Raw genomic sequence first — 17,388 nt, 5'->3', positions numbered from 1 at the left:
TTCTACGCGGCCAGGCGCGGGCCGTGGTCTCGACAACCCGACTGGCGTGATAATTTGGGCCGATTCATAACGACAAGGTGCCTGCCATGGATTCAAGTGCCGCTGAAACGCATCTGATCGAGACAACCCTCGATGCGGGTGTACTCACCCTGACCCTCGGTGCCGCACCGGCGCATCCGCTGTCACTGGCCATGATCGACGCGCTGCATTCGGCGATCACCCACGCTGCCGACAACCCCGAGGTGGGCGCCATCGTGATCCATGGGCCGGGCAAAATCTTCTGTGCCGGGCACGACCTCAAGGAAATCGCCCATCACCGCGACGACGGCGATGCGGGTCGCGGCTACCTCAAGCGTCTATTCTCGCGCTGCGGCGAGATGATGCAGGCGCTCACGCATTCGCCCAAGCCCACCATCGCCATGGTCGAAGGCATTGCCACCGCGGGCGGTCTGCAACTGGTCGCCGCCTGCGATCTCGCCTACGCGGCCGATACGGCAACATTCTGCCTGCCGGGGATCAACAACAAGGGGTTTTGCACCACGCCGGGGGTGGCCGTGGCACGCAACGTGGCGCGCAAGGACGTCATGGAGATGCTGCTCTCGGGTGACACCTACGATGCCCAATGGGCGCGCGAAACCGGCCTGGTCAACCGCGTACTGCCCCAGGCCGAATTACACGACTTCGTACGATCGTTTGCCACGAAGCTCGCCGCACGCCACGGCAGCAACGTAGCCGACGGCAAGCGCACCCTCTACCGACAACTGGAAATGCCGCTCGACCAAGCCTATGCGCATGCAACCCAGGTGATGATCGGTCATTTCATGGATCGTGAACTCATCGAACACGACCGCGAGCGCTGGGGCTGAGCGGAACAAGCGTCGCCCTATTCATACTTGGCCCGCGCTCGTGGACCCGTTTGAATAGGCACACCTGCGCGTTCTACTAGCTCGCGCGAGCGCCGAAGACGCCGGCGGCCCGGGGTGAACAAGGGGGTGAACAGGTCAGCGGTTATCCAAAATCTCGGCCACCGCCTCGGAACGATAGAAGCCCTCGAGATGGCGACGCAGCGCTGGCTCGAGCAGGCCCTTGGCCTGCAGGGCCGCCACCACCTGCGGTACGAACCGCAGGCCGTCGCGTACGATCATCTCGCGGGTCACACCGATATCGTCGAGCAGTTCGGTGAGCGTGGTGTCGCGATAGGTGTCGAAAAAGACCTCGACCCCGTGTTCGATCAATTCGCGATAGACGCGCGTACGGCGCAGGCGCTGCCAGTACTCGTAGCCAATGACGAACAGCTCTTCGATATCCAGCTGACCGGCGAATTCACCCACCGAGGCGACCGTGCGGTGCTTGTGATCATCCCAGAAGTCGAGCACCGCCTGACGCAATTCCTCGGATTCGAACGCCTCGTGCAGATAGGCTTCGCTGGCCTGCATGCCGGCGCGCGTATTGCGATCCACATAATCGCGGATACCGGCTTCCACGGCCGCGCCCAGGCGCGGCGAGGCGCGATCGACCACGGCACGGGTCACCTTGAGCGCGGATCGGGCGCCGGGCACGCGAAATGCCAGTCGTTTGCCCTGGCTCAGATAGCCGCGCAAGCCTGAATACAGCAACTGAGCCACGAGATTGGCGAATACCGGATTGGCCACCGAGTGATGGATGACCTCGTCGCGCAGGCGCTGCATCTCCAGGAGCTTGTCGAGCAATTCCTCGAACTCGCGATCGGGCAGTACTTCTTCGAGCCTAGTCTGTTCGTGGATCGGGTGGGCATAGATCGCGGCAGCGATTTCGCCGACCAGTACCGGAATACCGCCGCCCAGCTTCATGTCGGCGGCGTAGTCGATGGCGGTGCGCTTGATCGACGCCTCGCTGACCACATCGGCCAGGCGCAAGCGCGCGGCGTCTGCCAGCACCCAATCCACACGGCGGCGCAGTTCCGTTTCCAGCGCCGGGCCCTGCAAACGCGCCGTGATATAGGCCACATGCGCGTCGAGCAAAGCCTGTGCTTTCGATCCTGCAAATGCTTCGGTGTCCATAGCCATCAAGATCGCTCAAGCCGGGGTGGCTGATCTTATCAGCCCCGAATGGCTGATATGCCACCCACGGGGCACGCACGCATCAAAACACGCCCTGCCGCCGCCTCAGGGGGCGGCCGACTCGAAAACCGTCGCGCCTAACTACTGTATTTGGCCTCGTTTGATAATAGGCTAGAACCCATAACCCGAGCCGTTTCGTTCTTTCGGACCTGCCTTTGCCGACCATCATCCTCATCAATATCGTCGTCGTAACGCTTGCGGTATTCGTTCATTACGAATTCCTCTACCGCATGACCCTTCTGCTGCCCCGTCTGGGGCTGGCCTATCGTTTTCGTATTCTGCTGGGCGTGTTCGGCTCGCTGTGTGCGCACGCGGTGGAAGTGTGGCTGTTTGCGCTTGCTTACTACGGCATGCTCGCCCACGGAGGGTTCGGCCACTTCGAAGGCCAGTTCGATGGCAGCTTGCTCGACTGTGCCTATTTTTCCTTCACCACGTTCACGACCCTGGGCTTTGGCGACATCCATCCGCTGGACGGGGTGCGTTATCTCACCGGTATCGAATCGCTGACCGGACTGATGCTGATTACCTGGACCGCCTCGTTTCTGTATCTGGAAATGCAGCGCTACTGGCGTGCCAGCGGCCCGCCCGAGCACTGAACAGCGCGCCGGGATCGGCCGGATCGCGTTCAGCGATGGCTCATATCAGCGGCGCATACTCAGCGCATGTTTGTTCAGATGATGAGGTGTAGCCATGCATCGATTGGCTGTTCTGATTGCCGCGCTTGGACTGGCGCTGAAGGGCCAGAATCCGGTCGTGCACGACGAACGCAAGGACGAAACACCCGAAGCCGAACAGCGCTAATGCGACGTCGGCGCGCGCTCGCACGCGTCAGCAGCAGCGCGGATATCGTTCACGACAGCTGGCCGACATCGCGTACCGCGCCGTTGGAGGCGTTGGTGGTCAGCGCGGCATAGGCCTGCAAGGCCGGCGAGACCTTGCGCAAACGGTTGCGTGGTTTCCAGGCGTTGCTGCCTTGTGCCTGCATGACGCGCCGGCGTTCGGCCAGCACCGCATCCGCGACCGCGAGCGCAATCGAGCGCCCGGGGATATCGATGACGATCGTATCGCCGGTCTCGATCAGGCCGATGAGCCCGCCTTCAGCGGCTTCCGGCGACACATGACCGATCGACAGGCCTGAACTGCCGCCCGAAAAACGCCCGTCGGTCACCAGCGCGCAGGACTCGGCCAACCCTTTCGATTTCAGATAACTGGTCGGATACAGCATTTCCTGCATGCCCGGCCCGCCCTTGGGGCCTTCGTAGCGCACGATGACCACCTCGCCGGCGACGACTTCGTTGCACAGAATGCCGGCCACGGCCGCGTCCTGGCTTTCGTAGACACGCGCCGTACCGGTGAAGCCCAGCATCGAGTCGGCCACGCCGGCGGTCTTGACGATACAGCCCTCAGGCGCGAGATTGCCGAACAGCACGGCCAGCCCGCCGTCGGCGGAAAACGGCGTATCGGCCGATCGGATCACGCCGGCCGCACGGTCGGTATCGAGCACTTCCCAGCGCGCGGACTGGGAAAACGCGGTCTGGGTGGGCACGCCGCCCGGCCCGGCCCGATAAAACGTGGTCACATCGGCTTCGGGGTCGCGCATCACATCCCAGCGTGCCAGGGCTTCGCGCAGACTTGATGAATGAATCGTCGGCAGCGACGTATCCAGCAGCCCGGCACGGTCCAGCTCGCCGAGAATCGCCATGATGCCGCCGGCGCGATGTACGTCTTCCATATGCACGTCGGCCTTGGCCGGGGCGACCTTGCACAGGCAGGGCACCCGGCGCGAAAGTGCATCGATATCGTCGAGACAGAAATCGACCCCGCCCTCGCGGGCGGCAGCCAGCAGATGCAGCACCGTGTTGGTGGAGCCGCCCATGGCGATATCCAGACTCATTGCATTCGCGAACGCTGCCCGGCTGGCGATCGCACGCGGCAGCACGCGCTCGTCGTCGCCTTCGTAATAGCGTTTGGCGAGATCGACCACGGTCTGACCGGCATTGCGAAACAGTCGTTCGCGATCGCTATGCGTGGCCAGCAGCGAGCCGTTGCCCGGCAATGCCAGTCCGAGTGCCTCGGTCAGACAGTTCATGGAATTGGCCGTGAACATGCCCGAACAGGAACCACAGGTCGGACAGGCCGAACGTTCGACGGTGGCGACTTCGTCGTCGGAATAGCGATCGTCGGCCGCCACGACCATGGCATCGACCAGGTCGAAGGCCCGGCTCTTGCCCTTGACCACGGCCTTGCCGGCCTCCATCGGCCCGCCGGAGACGAATACCGTGGGGATGTTCAACCGCATGGCCGCCATGAGCATGCCGGGGGTGATCTTGTCGCAGTTGGAAATACACACCAGCGCATCCGCGCAATGGGCGTTGACCATGTATTCGACGCTGTCGGCGATCAACTCGCGCGAAGGCAACGAATAGAGCATGCCGTTGTGACCCATGGCGATGCCGTCATCCACCGCGATGGTATTGAACTCCTTGGCCACGCCGCCGGCGACGGCGATCTCTTCGGCCACGAGTTGGCCAAGATCTTTCAGATGTACATGTCCGGGCACGAACTGGGTAAAGCTGTTGGCGATGGCGATAATCGGCTTGCCGAAATCGTTGTCGCCCATGCCGGTCGCCCGCCAAAGCGCGCGGGCGCCGGCCATGTTACGGCCGTGGGTACTGGTACGGGAGCGATAGGCCGGCATACATATCTCGGTCGGCAAGTCAGAACCAGCAAGCGTATTCGCGGCTGAATGCCTTTTGAAATATATTATTCGGCTCTTATTAAGACGTATTGCATATAAGTAATGGACGTTCGCCGGCTCAGACATTTCGTTGCCGTGGCCGAGACACGACATTTCGGCCGTGCGGCCGAACGTTTGCACATGACCCAGCCGCCCTTGAGCCAGTCGATCATGGCCCTGGAGAACAGCCTGGGCGCGAAGTTGTTCACCCGCAGCAAGCGCAGCGTCGCCCTCACCGCGTTTGCCGAACAATGGTTGCCCGAGGTGCGGGCCGCTCTTGGCCGCCTGGATGGCCTGGCCGAAACCGCGCGCCGTATCCAGCGCGGCGAAACCGGGCAGTTGAAACTGTCGTTCGTAAGCACCGCCGACTACAGCCTGCTGCCCAGTCTGGTCCAGCGCTTTCGCCAGCTGTATCCGGATGTGGAACTCACGCTCAGCGAGGCGACCAGCGACATACAGACTGCCGCATTGCTGGATAACGCCTGCCATGCGGGCATCATCATTGCGCCACTGCACACGCCGCTACCCGATGCCCTGGCCTATCGACAGCTGTTATCGGAACCGCTGATCGCGGCGGTACCCGCGCAGTGGATCGAAAGCGGCCGGCTGGTGCCCGTCGACGGCCGACTATCGCCCGCGGCCGTAGTCGAGTCTCCCCTGATCCTGTTCCCGCGCCATGTCGCGCCGTCGTTCTACGACCGCGTCACCGATTATGTGCGCGCCTGCGGCGGCCAGCCGACGATCGCCCAGCAGGCGATTCAGATGCAGACCATCATCAGTCTGGTATCGGCCGGCATGGGCATTGCCCTGGTGCCGGCCTCGTTACGCCACCTGGCACGTACCGGTACGCGTTACCTGCCGCTGCAAAGCCGCGCGCCGGAACTGGAAACCGGGCTGGTCTGGCGCCGTGAAGACGGCAGTCCGATGCTGGCCAATCTGTTGGATGTCGCGGCCGCTATCGCCGGCGAACAGCGTCCACCGGCCGGCGGCTGGACGGATCTGGACGAAAAAACGGCAGGCAACGTGTAGTCAGGCGAGGATTTCGACCGTATCCCCCGTACTAATGGCGCCTTCATTTTCGGCTACGAGGTTCTGGCCGAAATAGACCTGATTATCGTCGCCCTTGCGATAACGCAGCAGAGTTTGCATGGGCTCGCCGTCGCTGCGTCGCTGCCCGCGCGCGGGATCGACGGTGATCATCACACAGCGTGCACAGGGCGCATCCACCCGGAAGGTCACCGGGCCGATACGAATACGCTGCCAGGTGTCTTCGGCAAAGGCGGCCGTATCGGCCACCACCAGATTGGGCCGAAACTGGGCCATTACATGCGTCCCGTCCGTTCGTGCGTTCAGATCCGCCAGCGACGCTTCGCTGGTAAGCAGCAATGGGTAGCCATCGGCGAAACTCACCCGCGTATCGATCTTGTCGCGATAACGCGGCGACTGCTCGCCGAGCCACAGCAGATGCACCGGTTCGCCCAGGACACGGCTGAACCAGGCGTCCAGGCGCTGGGTGGTGGTCCAGGCCGAGAAATCGTCGGCCCAGACCCGGGTCGCGAACGATTGGTAGTCGAAGTCGGCGCACGCTTCGGCAAGCGCGACATGATCATCGTGCAATACCGTCAACCGGGCACCGTCGAAGCGGGCGGTCACCGTTTGCAGCACCGGATAGCGGCGCGCGGTCACGAAGCTGCCATCGGGCTTGACCACCATGAAGCGCCGGTCGTGGCGCAGCCCTTCCAGCTGAACATCAGCGCTCGCGAGCGCCTCGGCCGCGCTCGACTTGATCGCGTAACGATAGATTCCGGCAAGCGTGGGCACTGCGTTTCTCCAATGGCGCGATCGTTCGACCGAGCCGCATTCCTGCGTGTAAATCATAGAGCAAGCCACACGCCATTCAACCGCGCCCGGCGGACACGCGCCGCGCCACGCGGTTGAATACAGGCATAATTACGCCATTGCTTTGCCGTAGATAAAACAGCCGTGGTCGTCATGTCCCGTCGCCCGTCGCCGCACGACGCCTTTACCAACCTGGCTGCCCGTATCGCCGCGCATGTGCGTGACGACGGGTTCACCCCGACCGCGCTGGATGGGCTGACCCTGCTCGGCTATGCCGGGCATAGCGTGCGCCAGCCCGAGGTCTACGAGCCGTCGCTGGTGTTCGTGGCACAGGGGGAAAAGACCGCGCATCTGGAAGACCGGGTCATCGATTACGGCGCCGGGCATTATCTGGTGCAGGCCATGCCCGTACCCTTCGAATGCGAAACGCGGGGCGCGCCCGACAAGCCGGTACTGGGCGCGGCATTGCGTATCGATGCAGCGGTACTCGACGAACTCGTCACCTCGATGCCGAACGCGGTCTGGCCGGCAGCCGACCCGGCCGATACCGAGTCGCTGCCCATGGCCGCGGTCGCCCTGGATGCGCGGATGACCGATGCGCTGGCGCGCCTGCTTGAGTGTCTGGACGACGCGCTGTGTGCACGGGCGCTCTATGGCATGCGGGTACGCGAAGTGATCTTCGAAGCGCTGCGTGGCCCCCAGGGGCATCTATTGCGGCGCCTGATTCACGAGCGCGGTGCCTATGCGCGTATCGGCACCGCGATCAACCAGCTGCACACCGACTACGCGAAGTCGCTCTCGGTGGCCGATCTGGCGGCGGGCGTGCATATGAGCGTGTCCAGCTTTCATCACCATTTCAAGCGGGTGACGCGGTTATCGCCGTTGCAGTACCAGAAACGCATCCGCCTGCTCGCCGCCCGCGATCTGCTGGCCAGCCAGGTCGAAAACGTCGCGGGTGCGGCCCATGCGGTGGGCTATGAGAGTGCCTCTCAATTCTCGCGCGAGTACAAACGCTACTTCGGCGTCGCCCCGACCCACGACCGCGCACGCCAGGCCCATACCGGCACCCTGGCGCTGACCGACCCGGCCTGAACCGCAGCCCATCGGCATACGAGGCCCGTGCTGGCGCAGGCCACCACGCCCGTATTCGACCGCGCTGCCGTTCGCCTGAACGACAATTTTTATCCGCAAATGAACGCGAATGAACGCCAATGGATGGTGAAAGCCGGACCGTTTTTGTCGCCGACTTTGCGTTGTGCTCGCAGCCCGTTCTACCAGAGCACACCCAGTGCCTCGTTTCATTTGCGTCTATTCGCGTTCATTCGCGGACTGCCTTTGAGAACGCAGCCCGCGAGCTCAATTCGCCCGCCCGGCAACACCGGCGACGACGCCCACTCCCCGTGTGCTTACCCCCGGGCGAACAGCCAACTGACACGGCTGAAACGATGGATCTATCCGCAAATAAACGCGAATGAACGCCAATGGATGGTAAAAGCCGGCCCGTTTTGTGACCGACTTTGCGTCGCGCCCGCAGCCCGTTATGCCAGAGCACACCCAATGCCTCGTTTCATTTGCGTCTATTCGCGTTCATTCGCGGACTATCTTTACGAACACGTTGCTGAAGTACGAACATAAAAAAAGCCCCCGGCAAAACATGCCGGAGGCTTTCACGACGTCATGACGACGACGTTAGGGCAAGCGCGTTACTGCGCGATCATCAGCGATTTGCTGTTGACGAATTCACGCATGCCGAAGCCGCCGTGTTCGCGACCATAACCACTATCCTTGACGCCACCGAACGGCAGGTTCGGCTGGGCGATGTAGTAGCCATTGATGCTGACCATGCCGGTATCGAAGTGATCCCGGGCCAGCAGCTCGGCACGCTTCTCGTCTTCCGAGAAGATGCCGCCGCCCAGACCGTAGACCGAATCGTTGGCAATACGGATCGCATCCGCCTCGTCCTTGGCACGAATCAGCGATGCGACCGGGCCGAACAGCTCGCCGTCGTAGGCCGGCATGCCGGGGGTGACGTTTTCGAGCACGGTCACCGGGTAGAAATAACCTTCGCGATCGGGGACTTCACCGCCGGTGAGGCAGGTCGCGCCCTTTTCGATCGATTCCTTGACCTGGGCATGCAGGTTGTCGCGCAGGTCTTCACGCGCGATCGGGCCGAGCTGGGTGTTCTTGTCGCTCGGGTCGCCGAATTCGATCTGCTTCATCTTGGCGAGATAGGCATCGCGGAACTGCTCGTAGACCGCATCCACGACCACGAAGCGCTTGGCGGCGACACAGGTCTGGCCGTTGTTGTTGATACGACCGGTCACACAGGCATCCACGGCCTTGTCGATATCGGCATCCTCGAGCACCAGAAACGCGTCGTTGCTGCCCAGTTCCAGCACGGTCTTCTTGAGGTACTTGCCGGCGTCGGCCGCGATCTTGCGACCGGTCGCCGCGCTGCCGGTAAAGGTCACACCGCGTACGCGCGGATGCTCGGTGACCTGGCTGGCCTGATCTTCCTGGATATAGAGCACGTTGAACACGTTCTCCGGCACGCCGGCCTGGCGGAAGATGTCTTCCAGCGCCTCGGCACAACCCCAGACGTTGGGCGCATGCTTTAGCAGCACGGTGTTGCCGGCCATCAGGTTGGCAATGGTGTAGCGCACGACCTGATAGAACGGGAAGTTCCACGGCTGGATGCCGAAGATCACGCCAATCGGCTGGTGTGTGACCAGCGCACGCCCGCCCGGCAGATCGCGCTCTTCATCGGCGAGGAACGTCGCCGCGTTGTCGGCGCTGTAGTCGCAGATGCCCTTGCACAGCTTGAGCTCGCCGGGGGCCTGGCTGATCGGCTTGCCCATTTCTTCGGTAATCAGCTGGGACAGGCGATCGCTGTTCTCGACCAGCAGTTCGCCGACCTTGCGGATCAGCTTGCCGCGTTCGTCGAATGAACGCTGTTTCCAGTCGAGAAACGCCTCGTGCGTCTTTTCGATCTTGTCGTTGAGCTGCTCGTCGCTGATCGTATCGAATTCGCGGATCACCGCGCCGGTGGCGGGGTTGATGGTCTTAACGGTGTTAGACACGTAGCCTCCATACAGGGCTATGAATGAACACCCCCGAGGATAGTGGCATTCGCAAGCCCACGCGTATCGCAGGCTGTCGATTGTTTGCCCGATCCTGCAAGGACGGGCCACCTCGGCGCTATGGCGACGGAGAATCCGGGTCGAGCGGCGTGGTCATCTGCGCATCGATGATCGCGAAATAGCCGGGCAATACGGCGGTCAGGCGTGCACGCCCCGCCGCAGTCAGACCGATATGCTTCGTGCGCGCATCGCGGGCATCCTTTCGCGCGTGTACGAGCCCCGCGTCGAGCAACGCGCGCAGTGTACGTGCCACCACAGGCCCCGCGACATCGAGTCGCTGCGTGATCTCGCCCACGGTCAGGGTCGCATGATCGGGCTCGCGGTCGATCACCACCAGGAACAAAAACCGTAGCTGCGACAGCCCGTGCTCGCCGAAATAGGATTCCAGCCGGCGAATCACCACGCTCGCGCGGCGCATGGTTTCCAGACCGGCTGCAATACGCGCGGGCTCGACATCGTATTGTGCCGTATAGCGCTCGATCATCTGCCGTGACGGCAAGTCCTTGAGGAAAAACACTAGCCAGCGCCCCGTTCCCCGGCCGCGGCATGCATCGCGGTCATGAGCTCAGCGCTGTCGGTCGCGCGCCCGAAATGCGGCAAGACATGCTCGAGCACATGCCGATGCTGCGCCTGGGTAAAAGCGGCACAACAATCGGCCACAATCCAGGCATCGAGGCCCAGATCGTGCGCTTCGCGCAGGCTGGATTCGACACAGACGTGGGTGGCGAAACCACAGAAATAGACCGTTCGGATATCGTTGTTGCGTAAATACGCATCCAGCGTGGCGTTCTTGAGCACACTGGCGCCGGAGCGCCCCTTGGAGACGAACTCGCGCGCCCGATCGCCCGGCACAAATGGCGGGCGAAACGCGCTACGTGCGCCGGTCCACGTGCCGGCCCGGGCAATAGCGCGACGCAAACCGGCCTGGTCCCGGCCGAACAGCAGGTAATGCGGATCGTCGGTCATATCGAGACCGGCATGCACGATCGGCTGTTTCGCAGCTCGCGCTGACTCGATCAGCCGCGCCGCCGCGGCAATGGCCTGCGCGAAGGCATCTTGATCGCGTACGAGATTGCGCCGCAGCGGCGCATCCGTATCGAGCCATTCACCCTGGAACTCGATAAATACGATCGCTGCCCGCTCGATCGGCGGTTTAATCCGGATTCGCGCTTCGCTCATGATGACTCTGGGTTGCAACATCCATTCAAGCCGGGGCGATTCGCTTTTCAGCAAAATGCGCCGCCTGACACTTATTTAGCATGATATCTATCGTGCTAATAAAATGCACGGAGCCTTCGCCCGATCACGCAACCCAGGCGGCTAACGACCGCTACGCGACGCGATAAGCGCCTCGACAATATCAACCTGACGGGCGAAATAACGGCCATCCGAGGGCGGTGTGGGGTCCGAGGTCATCACCACGGTCATATCGCGTTCGGGCACCACGAACAGCACCTGGCCGCCATAGCCGCGCCCGTAGTGGGCGCTCACGCCGGCCAGCTCGGTGGTGAACCAGCCGTAGCCATAGGCGTCGCCGGTGTAGACCGAGTGCGTGCGCGTGCGCCAACTGGTTTCGATCCACGCCTGCGATATGACCTGTTGCGCGCCAACCCGACCGCCCTGGCGAATCATCTCGCCGAAGGCCAGTAGCGCTCGCGGCGTGATGCCCATTTCGTTACCACCGAAATAGATACCCTGCGGATCACGCGTCCAGGGCGGGATATCGATTCCCAGCGGCCCGGCCAGCCAAGCGCGCATGAGCGCCAAGGTGCTGCGCCCGCTCGTCTCGGTGAGAATGGCCGATAGCACATGGGTATTGCCGGTCGAATAGAGCATGCGCGTACCGGGCTCGGCCACGAACGGGCGCGACAAGGCCTCGTCCACCCAATTATCGCTGGCCACCCAGGCGCCGTAATTTGCACCCGAGGTCCGCTCCAGCCCGGCCTGCATCGACAATAACTGGCCAACGGTAATCGCGGCCACGCGCTCATCGGCATCTGGTGGCATGCGCATGCCCAGCAGTTGGCCGATGGGCTGATCCACGCTATCGATCACGCCGCGATCGATGGCCGCGCCCACGAGCGTGGCGATCAGCGTTTTCGACAACGACTTGATATTGGCGGTCGCATCTACCCGATGGCCCCGATAGCCGCGTTCGATCACGGTATCCCCGTCGACGGCAACCAGCAATGTGTGGGTTCGCGGCAAATCGCCGGCACGCTCGGCAATCGCCTCCAGCGCGGGCGGCGCGGGCGAATCCGTCGCGGCACTGGCCATGCCGACAAAGACCATCAGCGCCCAACAGGCAGCCGATCGCACCCAACGATGAGCCCCACACCGATGCGCTGCCAAACGCGTCATTTCAACGAACCGATTACGCATGCCGCCATGGTAATCATATTACCCGCACCCCGACCGCTGGCGGCGCCGGGCGTCCACCCCTGCCCGGGCTGTTTTTCATCCGCAGGCGTGTACTTGGCGGCATCGCCCGAAGTGCTATCGTGCGCAAAAAATACGAGGAGCATCGATGGCTACGGTATTGGTCGCCGGCACCTGCGACACCAAGGGCGCGGAATTGCGCTATGCCTGTGATTGCCTGGCGGCAGCCGGCGTTGCCGCCCAGGTGGTGGATCTGGGGACCGGCGATATTGCACGTACCCACCCACCGGATATCGACGCCGCGAGCGTTGCAGCGCACCACCCGGACGGCGCCGACGCCGTTCTTGCAGTCGATGATCGCGGCCGGGCGGTGAATGCGATGGCCCTGGCTTTCGAGCACTACGTGGCCGCGCGCCGCGATATCGCGGGCGTACTCGGGCTGGGCGGCTCCGGCGGCACGGCACTGGTTACGCCGGCGATGCGACGTCTGGCGGTGGGCGTGCCCAAGGTCATGGTTTCGACCGTCGCCTCGGGCAATGTGGCGCCCTATGTAGGCCCGAGCGATATCTGCATGATGTATTCGGTGACCGATGTCGCCGGGCTCAATCGTATTTCGCGTGTAGTGATCGGCAATGCCGCGCATGCCCTGGCCGGCATGATCACCAACGCATTGCCCGAGGCGCGCGATACCAAACCCGCACTCGGATTGACGATGTTCGGCGTGACCACGCCCTGTATCACCCAGCTCACCGACGCCCTCGAGGCCGATTACGACTGCCTGGTCTTTCATGCCACCGGCACGGGTGGGCAGTCGATGGAAAAACTGGTGGATTCCGGGGCCCTGGCCGGCGTGCTGGATATCAGTACCACCGAAATCTGCGATCTGCTCATGGGCGGCGTGATGAGCGCGGGCGATACCCGCCTGGATGCGATCGCCCGCAGTGGCGTGCCCTATGTGGGCGCCTGCGGCGCGCTGGATATGGTCAACTTCGGCGCGCGCGATACCCTGCCCGCGCAATATCGCGATCGCACCGTCTACGAGCACAACGCCCAGGTCACGCTCATGCGGACCACGGTCGAGGAAAACCGGCTGATCGGCGAATGGATCGCGGCCAAGCTCAATGCCTGTGACGGGCCGGTGCGTTTTCTGCTGCCGGAGGGCGGCGTCTCGGCCATCGACGCACCGGGCCAGCCGTTTTACGACCCGGCCGCCGATGCGGCCCTGTTCGAAGCACTCGAAACCCATGTACAGCAGACGGAAAACCGGCGGCTGATACGTGTGCCCCACCATATCAACGACCCGGCATTCGTCGGCGCGGCACTCGCTGCCTTCGAAGACGTGATGTCGACCCACCGGACTTGAAGGAAACCCCATGCCCCGATTCGAACGTCAGGCCATTCTCGACACCCTACGCGCCAAGATCCGCGATGGCCGCCCCATCGTCGGCGGCGGCGCCGGCACCGGGCTGTCCGCGAAATGCGAGGAAGCCGGCGGCATCGATCTAATCGTGATCTACAACTCCGGGCGCTATCGCATGGCCGGGCGTGGCTCGCTGGCAGGCCTGCTGGCCTACGGCAACGCCAATGAAATCGTGGTGGACATGGCCCGCGAAGTGTTGCCGGTGGTCAAGCACACGCCGGTGTTGGCGGGCGTCAATGCGACCGATCCGTTCGTGTCGATGGACGAATTCCTGGCCCAGCTCAAACAGATCGGTTTCGCTGGCGTACAGAACTTTCCGACCGTGGGCCTGATCGACGGCAGCTTTCGCGCCAATCTGGAAGAAACCGGCATGGGCTACGATCTGGAGGTCGACATGATCGGCCGCGCCCGCGCAGCCGATCTGCTGACCACGCCCTATGTCTTTTCCAGCGATGATGCCCGTGCCATGGCCGAAGCCGGCGCGGATATCGTGGTCTGCCACATGGGCCTGACCACCGGGGGCAGTATCGGCGCCGAAACCGGGGTGAATCTCGACGGCGCGGTCGAACGCGTCAATGCCTGGGGCGACGCCGCGCGCGCGGTGCGCGACGATGTGATCGTGCTCTGTCATGGTGGGCCGATTGCCCAGCCCGAGGATGCCGAATACGTATTGTCGCGCTGCCCGGGCTGCCACGGCTTCTACGGCGCGAGCAGCATGGAGCGGCTGCCGGTCGAGCAGGCGCTGACCGAACAGACCCGCCGCTTTGTCGATCTACGGGTCGATTCCCCCAAGCGCTGATTGGCGCGATCGTGCACACCGAGGAGATTGTCATGGAACGTATATTCATCAGCCGCGTGATTCGTGTCGAGGCCGATGCCGTCTGGGCCGTGCTACGTGACTTCAACGGCATGCCGGCCTGGCATCCAGCCATTGTCGACAGTGAAATCGAGGACGCCCGCGCGGCCGACTCGGTCGGCTGTATTCGCAGTTTTCATCTGGCCGATGGCGGGCATATCCGTGAACAGCTGACCGCCCTGTCCGATGCCGATCGCCACCTGCGCTATATCATCCTGGAATCGCCCATGCCGGTAACCGGCTACGACGCCACCATCGACGTGATCCCGATCACCGAGGGCAATGCCAGCCTGGTGGTCTGGAAAGCCGAGTTCGAAGTCCCGCCCGCGGATGCGCGCGCCACGGTGGATACGGTCGCCGGCGGTGTATTCCGTGCCGGTCTGGATGCGCTGGCCGCGCAGCTCGAATAACAAGAGGCCCATACCGGCGCGCAACATGGCCCGGCGCACAGTACGCCGGGCCGTGCGCAACTACTCTTGCGGCAGCGCGTAGACGACGACCTGGTCGCCGACCTGATCCTTGAGGATGGTATTGCCGCCGGCCACAAAGGCGACATACTGGCGCCCCTTGTAGGCATAGACCGCCGGGTTGGCCACGGCGGGAGCTTCGGCCTGATCGGACCACAACGGCTCGCCGGTGGCCAGCGAATAGGCGCGCAGCTTGGCGTCCATGGAAGCGCCGATGAAGATCACGCCGCCGGCGGTGACCGCCGGCCCACCGATGGTGGGCGAGCCCCAGGCCTCGGGCATGAAAAAGCCATATTGCTGGGATGCGCCCACCGGGCGCCGCCATTTCACGTCGCCCGTATGCATGTCGAGTGCCACCAGCTCACCGAATGGCGGCTCCCAGCAGGGCATGCCCAGCCAGTTCATCGCCACCTTGAGGCGCATGCCATAGGGCGCGCCGGTCTGCGGCGAGAAACCACTTTCGTTGCCCGAACCCGTATCGGCTTTTTCGTAGGCCGCGCGCTCGTAGAGCTTGACGTACTGCACGATATGCGAGGTGTTGACCACCGCGGTCTGGCTGGCCGGATCGTAGGCCACACCGCCCCATTGCACCCCGCCGGAACTATCGGGATAGGCCATCGTGCCCTCGCCCTTCGTGGTCGGCGGCGTGTACATGCCGCGATAGTCGAGTTGATCCCACAGGCGCGAACATTGCCCGCCGCCGACGATATCCGCCAGCTTCCAGACCGGCGGTTTTTTCGTCTGGTCCAGCAATGGCGCGGGCCGGGTCGGAAACGGCTGGGTCGGCGAATAGATCTCGCCCTCGACCGAGCCGTCGCCTGCGGGCACGGGGCGGTCCTCGATCGGCCAGACGTCTTCGCCGGTGCGGCGATCGACCACGAACAGAAAACCCATCTTGGTCGCCTGGACCAGGGCCGGAATATCTTCGCCGTCGACGGTTATGTCCATGAGCGTGGGCGCGGCGTTGATATCGTAATCCCAGACATCGTGGTGCACCCACTGACGCGACCAGACCACCTCGCCCGTGTCGATATCCAGGGCCGTGGTCGACGTTGCCAGCGGTGCTTTCTCCTGGCGATTACCGCCCCAGAAATTCGGCGATGGCGACGACACCGGCAGATACACCAGGCCCAGATCCTCGTCGGCGGACATATGCGTCCAGACATTGGCCGTGCCGCTTTTTTCGCGCATGCCGTCCGATAGCGCCTGGAATGTCCATTCGCGTTCGCCGCTGCGCGCGTCGATGGAAAACACGGTGCCGGGCGGCGCCTGCTCGAAGGCCCAGTCCTTGCCGGCCCAACCCAGCAGCAGATGATCGCCGACAACCGTGGGCGGTTGCAGCAACGACAACGGCCATTTGGCGTGGGTATCGTTCCACTGGTTCACATCCAGCACGCCGTGATTGGCAAAGCCTTCGCATTTTTTGCCGGTGTCGGCATCGAGGGCGAACAGGCGCGCGTCCATCGTGCCCATGTAGACGATCTTCTGGCAGGCCTCGCCGGGCACGGGATTCTCGGCTGCCCAGTACGACACACCGCGATTCTTGAGTACCGGCTGGGTCAGCGCCTTCTTCCGGGTCTGGGTATCGAACGCCCATTTCTGTTCGCCGGTACCCGGATCGAGCGCAATCAGACGGTAGAACGGCGTACCGATATACAACGTATCGTTGGCAAAGATCGGGGTCGCCGACCACACCGTGGCGGGTATGTCACCGCTGCCATCGGACACATCGCCCGTATGAAACTCCCAGACCTTTTCCAGATCGCCGACATTGTCGGCGGTAATCTGGGTCAGCGGGCTGTATTTCTGGGCGTTGAGCTGACCGTGAAAACTCTCCCAGGTCGCGTTTTCGGACACCGCCGCCGGTTCGGGCGAATGATCGGGATCACCCGATTCGCCGGGCTGCTGGGCACAGCCGGTCGCTACCAGCAACGCGCATAGCGGCGCGCATAGTGCAAGGCGTGATCTGGCCAGACGCCGGGCTGGCGTTGGCGGCGAATGGCGGATAACTGAAATCATGAGCGCACCGTCGTGGCATGCCTGGGCGCGGCGAACAGATCGATGAGCAGCCCGAGCAAAGCGACACCCATGGCGGCACATAGCCACCATTCGTGCAGTAACGCGCCGGCAAAGGCGTTGCCGAGAATCATCAGTACGACCAGCCCGGCGAGCAAGTTACGCCAGCGGCCCGACGCGCCTCGGGCGAGCACCCCCGCACAGGCAATCAGCAAGCCACTGACCACGATCGCGGCCAGTGCGCCGAGCGTGCCGGTCACGCCGGTCAACGCAGCGAAATAGCCATAAAGCGCAACGCTGAGGCTTGCCAGCGCGCCCAGCAAGAGCACGGCCGCGCCGAAACGGGCCGAAGATTCGGATAAAACCATGGAGGATTGTTCTGCCAACGCGCAGACCCGGACGGGCCTACGCACAGAAACTAAGATGTATAACGCA

At 63.2% G+C, this 17,388-nt stretch carries 16 protein-coding genes; 7 read left to right on the top strand and 9 right to left on the bottom strand.

Annotation, left to right across the window (positions count from 1 at the left end; genetic code table 11):
* Positions 1–86 precede the first annotated feature (86 nt).
* Entirely contained in the window at positions 87–866 is a 780-nt protein-coding gene (locus tag S4A8_RS11220; RefSeq protein WP_353220208.1) for an enoyl-CoA hydratase-related protein, read from the top strand.
* A gap of 135 nt (positions 867–1,001) precedes the next feature.
* On the opposite strand, the gene S4A8_RS11215 is transcribed toward S4A8_RS11220, so the two are convergent.
* Positions 1,002–2,039 carry a hypothetical protein gene (locus S4A8_RS11215; RefSeq protein ID WP_353175897.1) on the bottom strand — a complete coding sequence of 346 codons (1,038 nt, stop codon included), beginning with the start codon at positions 2,037–2,039 and terminating at the stop codon, positions 1,002–1,004.
* Between the two features lie 215 nt (positions 2,040–2,254).
* Here S4A8_RS11215 and S4A8_RS11210 point away from each other — a divergent pair, with 215 nt between their 5' ends.
* A complete protein-coding gene (locus S4A8_RS11210; RefSeq protein ID WP_353175899.1) occupies positions 2,255–2,695 on the top strand; it encodes a potassium channel family protein in 441 nt (146 codons plus the stop codon).
* Between the two features lie 254 nt (positions 2,696–2,949).
* Here S4A8_RS11210 and ilvD read toward each other — a convergent pair whose 3' ends face one another.
* A complete protein-coding gene (gene ilvD, locus S4A8_RS11205) occupies positions 2,950–4,797 on the bottom strand; it encodes a dihydroxy-acid dehydratase (RefSeq protein ID WP_353220207.1) in 1,848 nt (615 codons plus the stop codon).
* Between the two features lie 102 nt (positions 4,798–4,899).
* On the opposite strand from ilvD, the gene S4A8_RS11200 reads away from it, so the two are divergent.
* Positions 4,900–5,865 (top strand): LysR family transcriptional regulator, encoded by a 966-nt coding sequence (locus tag S4A8_RS11200; protein ID WP_353220206.1) that lies wholly within the window; start codon positions 4,900–4,902, stop codon positions 5,863–5,865.
* Here the strand turns inward: S4A8_RS11200 and S4A8_RS11195 are convergent, their stop codons facing one another.
* Complete coding sequence (locus tag S4A8_RS11195; RefSeq protein WP_353220205.1) at positions 5,866–6,657, bottom strand: MOSC domain-containing protein; 792 nt, start codon at positions 6,655–6,657, stop codon at positions 5,866–5,868.
* A 171-nt stretch (positions 6,658–6,828) separates the two neighbouring features.
* Between S4A8_RS11195 and S4A8_RS11190 the strand changes: the two genes are divergently transcribed.
* Positions 6,829–7,767, top strand: coding sequence for an AraC family transcriptional regulator (locus S4A8_RS11190; RefSeq protein WP_353220204.1), 939 nt, complete (start codon positions 6,829–6,831; stop codon positions 7,765–7,767).
* 611 nt (positions 7,768–8,378) lie between these two features.
* Here S4A8_RS11190 and S4A8_RS11185 read toward each other — a convergent pair.
* The 4 genes from S4A8_RS11185 to S4A8_RS11170 form a co-directional block, all read right to left on the bottom strand.
* A complete protein-coding gene (locus tag S4A8_RS11185; RefSeq protein WP_353175910.1) occupies positions 8,379–9,755 on the bottom strand; it encodes an NAD-dependent succinate-semialdehyde dehydrogenase in 1,377 nt (458 codons plus the stop codon).
* A gap of 118 nt (positions 9,756–9,873) precedes the next feature.
* On the bottom strand, positions 9,874–10,332 hold the full coding sequence (locus S4A8_RS11180) for a MarR family winged helix-turn-helix transcriptional regulator (RefSeq protein ID WP_353220203.1): 459 nt from the start codon (positions 10,330–10,332) through the stop codon (positions 9,874–9,876).
* On the bottom strand, positions 10,332–10,994 hold the full coding sequence (locus S4A8_RS11175; RefSeq protein ID WP_353220202.1) for a cysteine hydrolase family protein: 663 nt from the start codon (positions 10,992–10,994) through the stop codon (positions 10,332–10,334). The genes S4A8_RS11180 and S4A8_RS11175 overlap by 1 nt, the downstream gene beginning before the upstream one ends.
* 141 nt (positions 10,995–11,135) lie before the next feature.
* Entirely contained in the window at positions 11,136–12,092 is a 957-nt protein-coding gene (locus S4A8_RS11170) for a serine hydrolase domain-containing protein (RefSeq protein ID WP_353220201.1), read from the bottom strand.
* Between the two features lie 250 nt (positions 12,093–12,342).
* Here S4A8_RS11170 and S4A8_RS11165 point away from each other — a divergent pair, with 250 nt between their 5' ends.
* Genes S4A8_RS11165 through S4A8_RS11155 form a run of 3 tightly spaced genes read left to right on the top strand, consistent with a single transcriptional unit; the run spans position 12,343 to position 14,880 of the window.
* A complete protein-coding gene (locus S4A8_RS11165) occupies positions 12,343–13,557 on the top strand; it encodes a Tm-1-like ATP-binding domain-containing protein (protein WP_353220200.1) in 1,215 nt (404 codons plus the stop codon).
* A gap of 10 nt (positions 13,558–13,567) precedes the next feature.
* Entirely contained in the window at positions 13,568–14,413 is an 846-nt protein-coding gene (locus S4A8_RS11160) for a phosphoenolpyruvate hydrolase family protein (RefSeq protein ID WP_353220199.1), read from the top strand.
* 32 nt (positions 14,414–14,445) lie between these two features.
* Entirely contained in the window at positions 14,446–14,880 is a 435-nt protein-coding gene (locus tag S4A8_RS11155) for an SRPBCC family protein (RefSeq protein WP_353220198.1), read from the top strand.
* Positions 14,881–14,940: 60 nt separating this feature from the next.
* Here the strand turns inward: S4A8_RS11155 and S4A8_RS11150 are convergent, their stop codons facing one another.
* The gene (locus S4A8_RS11150; protein WP_353220197.1) at positions 14,941–16,956 is read right to left on the bottom strand and encodes a pyrroloquinoline quinone-dependent dehydrogenase; all 2,016 of its coding nucleotides are present in this window, start codon (positions 16,954–16,956) and stop codon (positions 14,941–14,943) included.
* Entirely contained in the window at positions 16,953–17,321 is a 369-nt protein-coding gene (locus S4A8_RS11145) for a hypothetical protein (RefSeq protein ID WP_353175921.1), read from the bottom strand. Before S4A8_RS11145 ends, S4A8_RS11150 begins: the two co-directional genes overlap by 4 nt.
* Between the last annotated feature and the right edge of the window lie 67 nt (positions 17,322–17,388).

Source organism: Salinisphaera sp. S4-8, assembly GCF_040361235.1.
Lineage (GTDB): Bacteria > Pseudomonadota > Gammaproteobacteria > Nevskiales > Salinisphaeraceae > Salinisphaera.
The sequence above is the reverse complement of the archived record's forward strand: the minus strand, read 5'-3'. Positions and strand labels throughout refer to the sequence as shown.

Excerpts from the sequence above, each read along its gene's own strand:
- S4A8_RS11220 (WP_353220208.1), top strand. The coding sequence starts at position 87 with ATGGATTCAAGTGCCGCTGAAACGCATCTGATCGAGACAACCCTCGAT.
- S4A8_RS11215 (WP_353175897.1), bottom strand. The coding sequence starts at position 2,039 with ATGGACACCGAAGCATTTGCAGGATCGAAAGCACAGGCTTTGCTCGAC.
- ilvD (WP_353220207.1), bottom strand. The coding sequence starts at position 4,797 with ATGCCGGCCTATCGCTCCCGTACCAGTACCCACGGCCGTAACATGGCC.
- S4A8_RS11200 (WP_353220206.1), top strand. The coding sequence starts at position 4,900 with ATGGACGTTCGCCGGCTCAGACATTTCGTTGCCGTGGCCGAGACACGA.
- S4A8_RS11190 (WP_353220204.1), top strand. The coding sequence starts at position 6,829 with ATGTCCCGTCGCCCGTCGCCGCACGACGCCTTTACCAACCTGGCTGCC.
- S4A8_RS11175 (WP_353220202.1), bottom strand. The coding sequence starts at position 10,994 with ATGAGCGAAGCGCGAATCCGGATTAAACCGCCGATCGAGCGGGCAGCG.
- S4A8_RS11170 (WP_353220201.1), bottom strand. The coding sequence starts at position 12,092 with ATGGCCAGTGCCGCGACGGATTCGCCCGCGCCGCCCGCGCTGGAGGCG.
- S4A8_RS11165 (WP_353220200.1), top strand. The coding sequence starts at position 12,343 with ATGGCTACGGTATTGGTCGCCGGCACCTGCGACACCAAGGGCGCGGAA.
- S4A8_RS11160 (WP_353220199.1), top strand. The coding sequence starts at position 13,568 with ATGCCCCGATTCGAACGTCAGGCCATTCTCGACACCCTACGCGCCAAG.
- S4A8_RS11155 (WP_353220198.1), top strand. The coding sequence starts at position 14,446 with ATGGAACGTATATTCATCAGCCGCGTGATTCGTGTCGAGGCCGATGCC.
- S4A8_RS11150 (WP_353220197.1), bottom strand. The coding sequence starts at position 16,956 with ATGATTTCAGTTATCCGCCATTCGCCGCCAACGCCAGCCCGGCGTCTG.
- S4A8_RS11145 (WP_353175921.1), bottom strand. The coding sequence starts at position 17,321 with ATGGTTTTATCCGAATCTTCGGCCCGTTTCGGCGCGGCCGTGCTCTTG.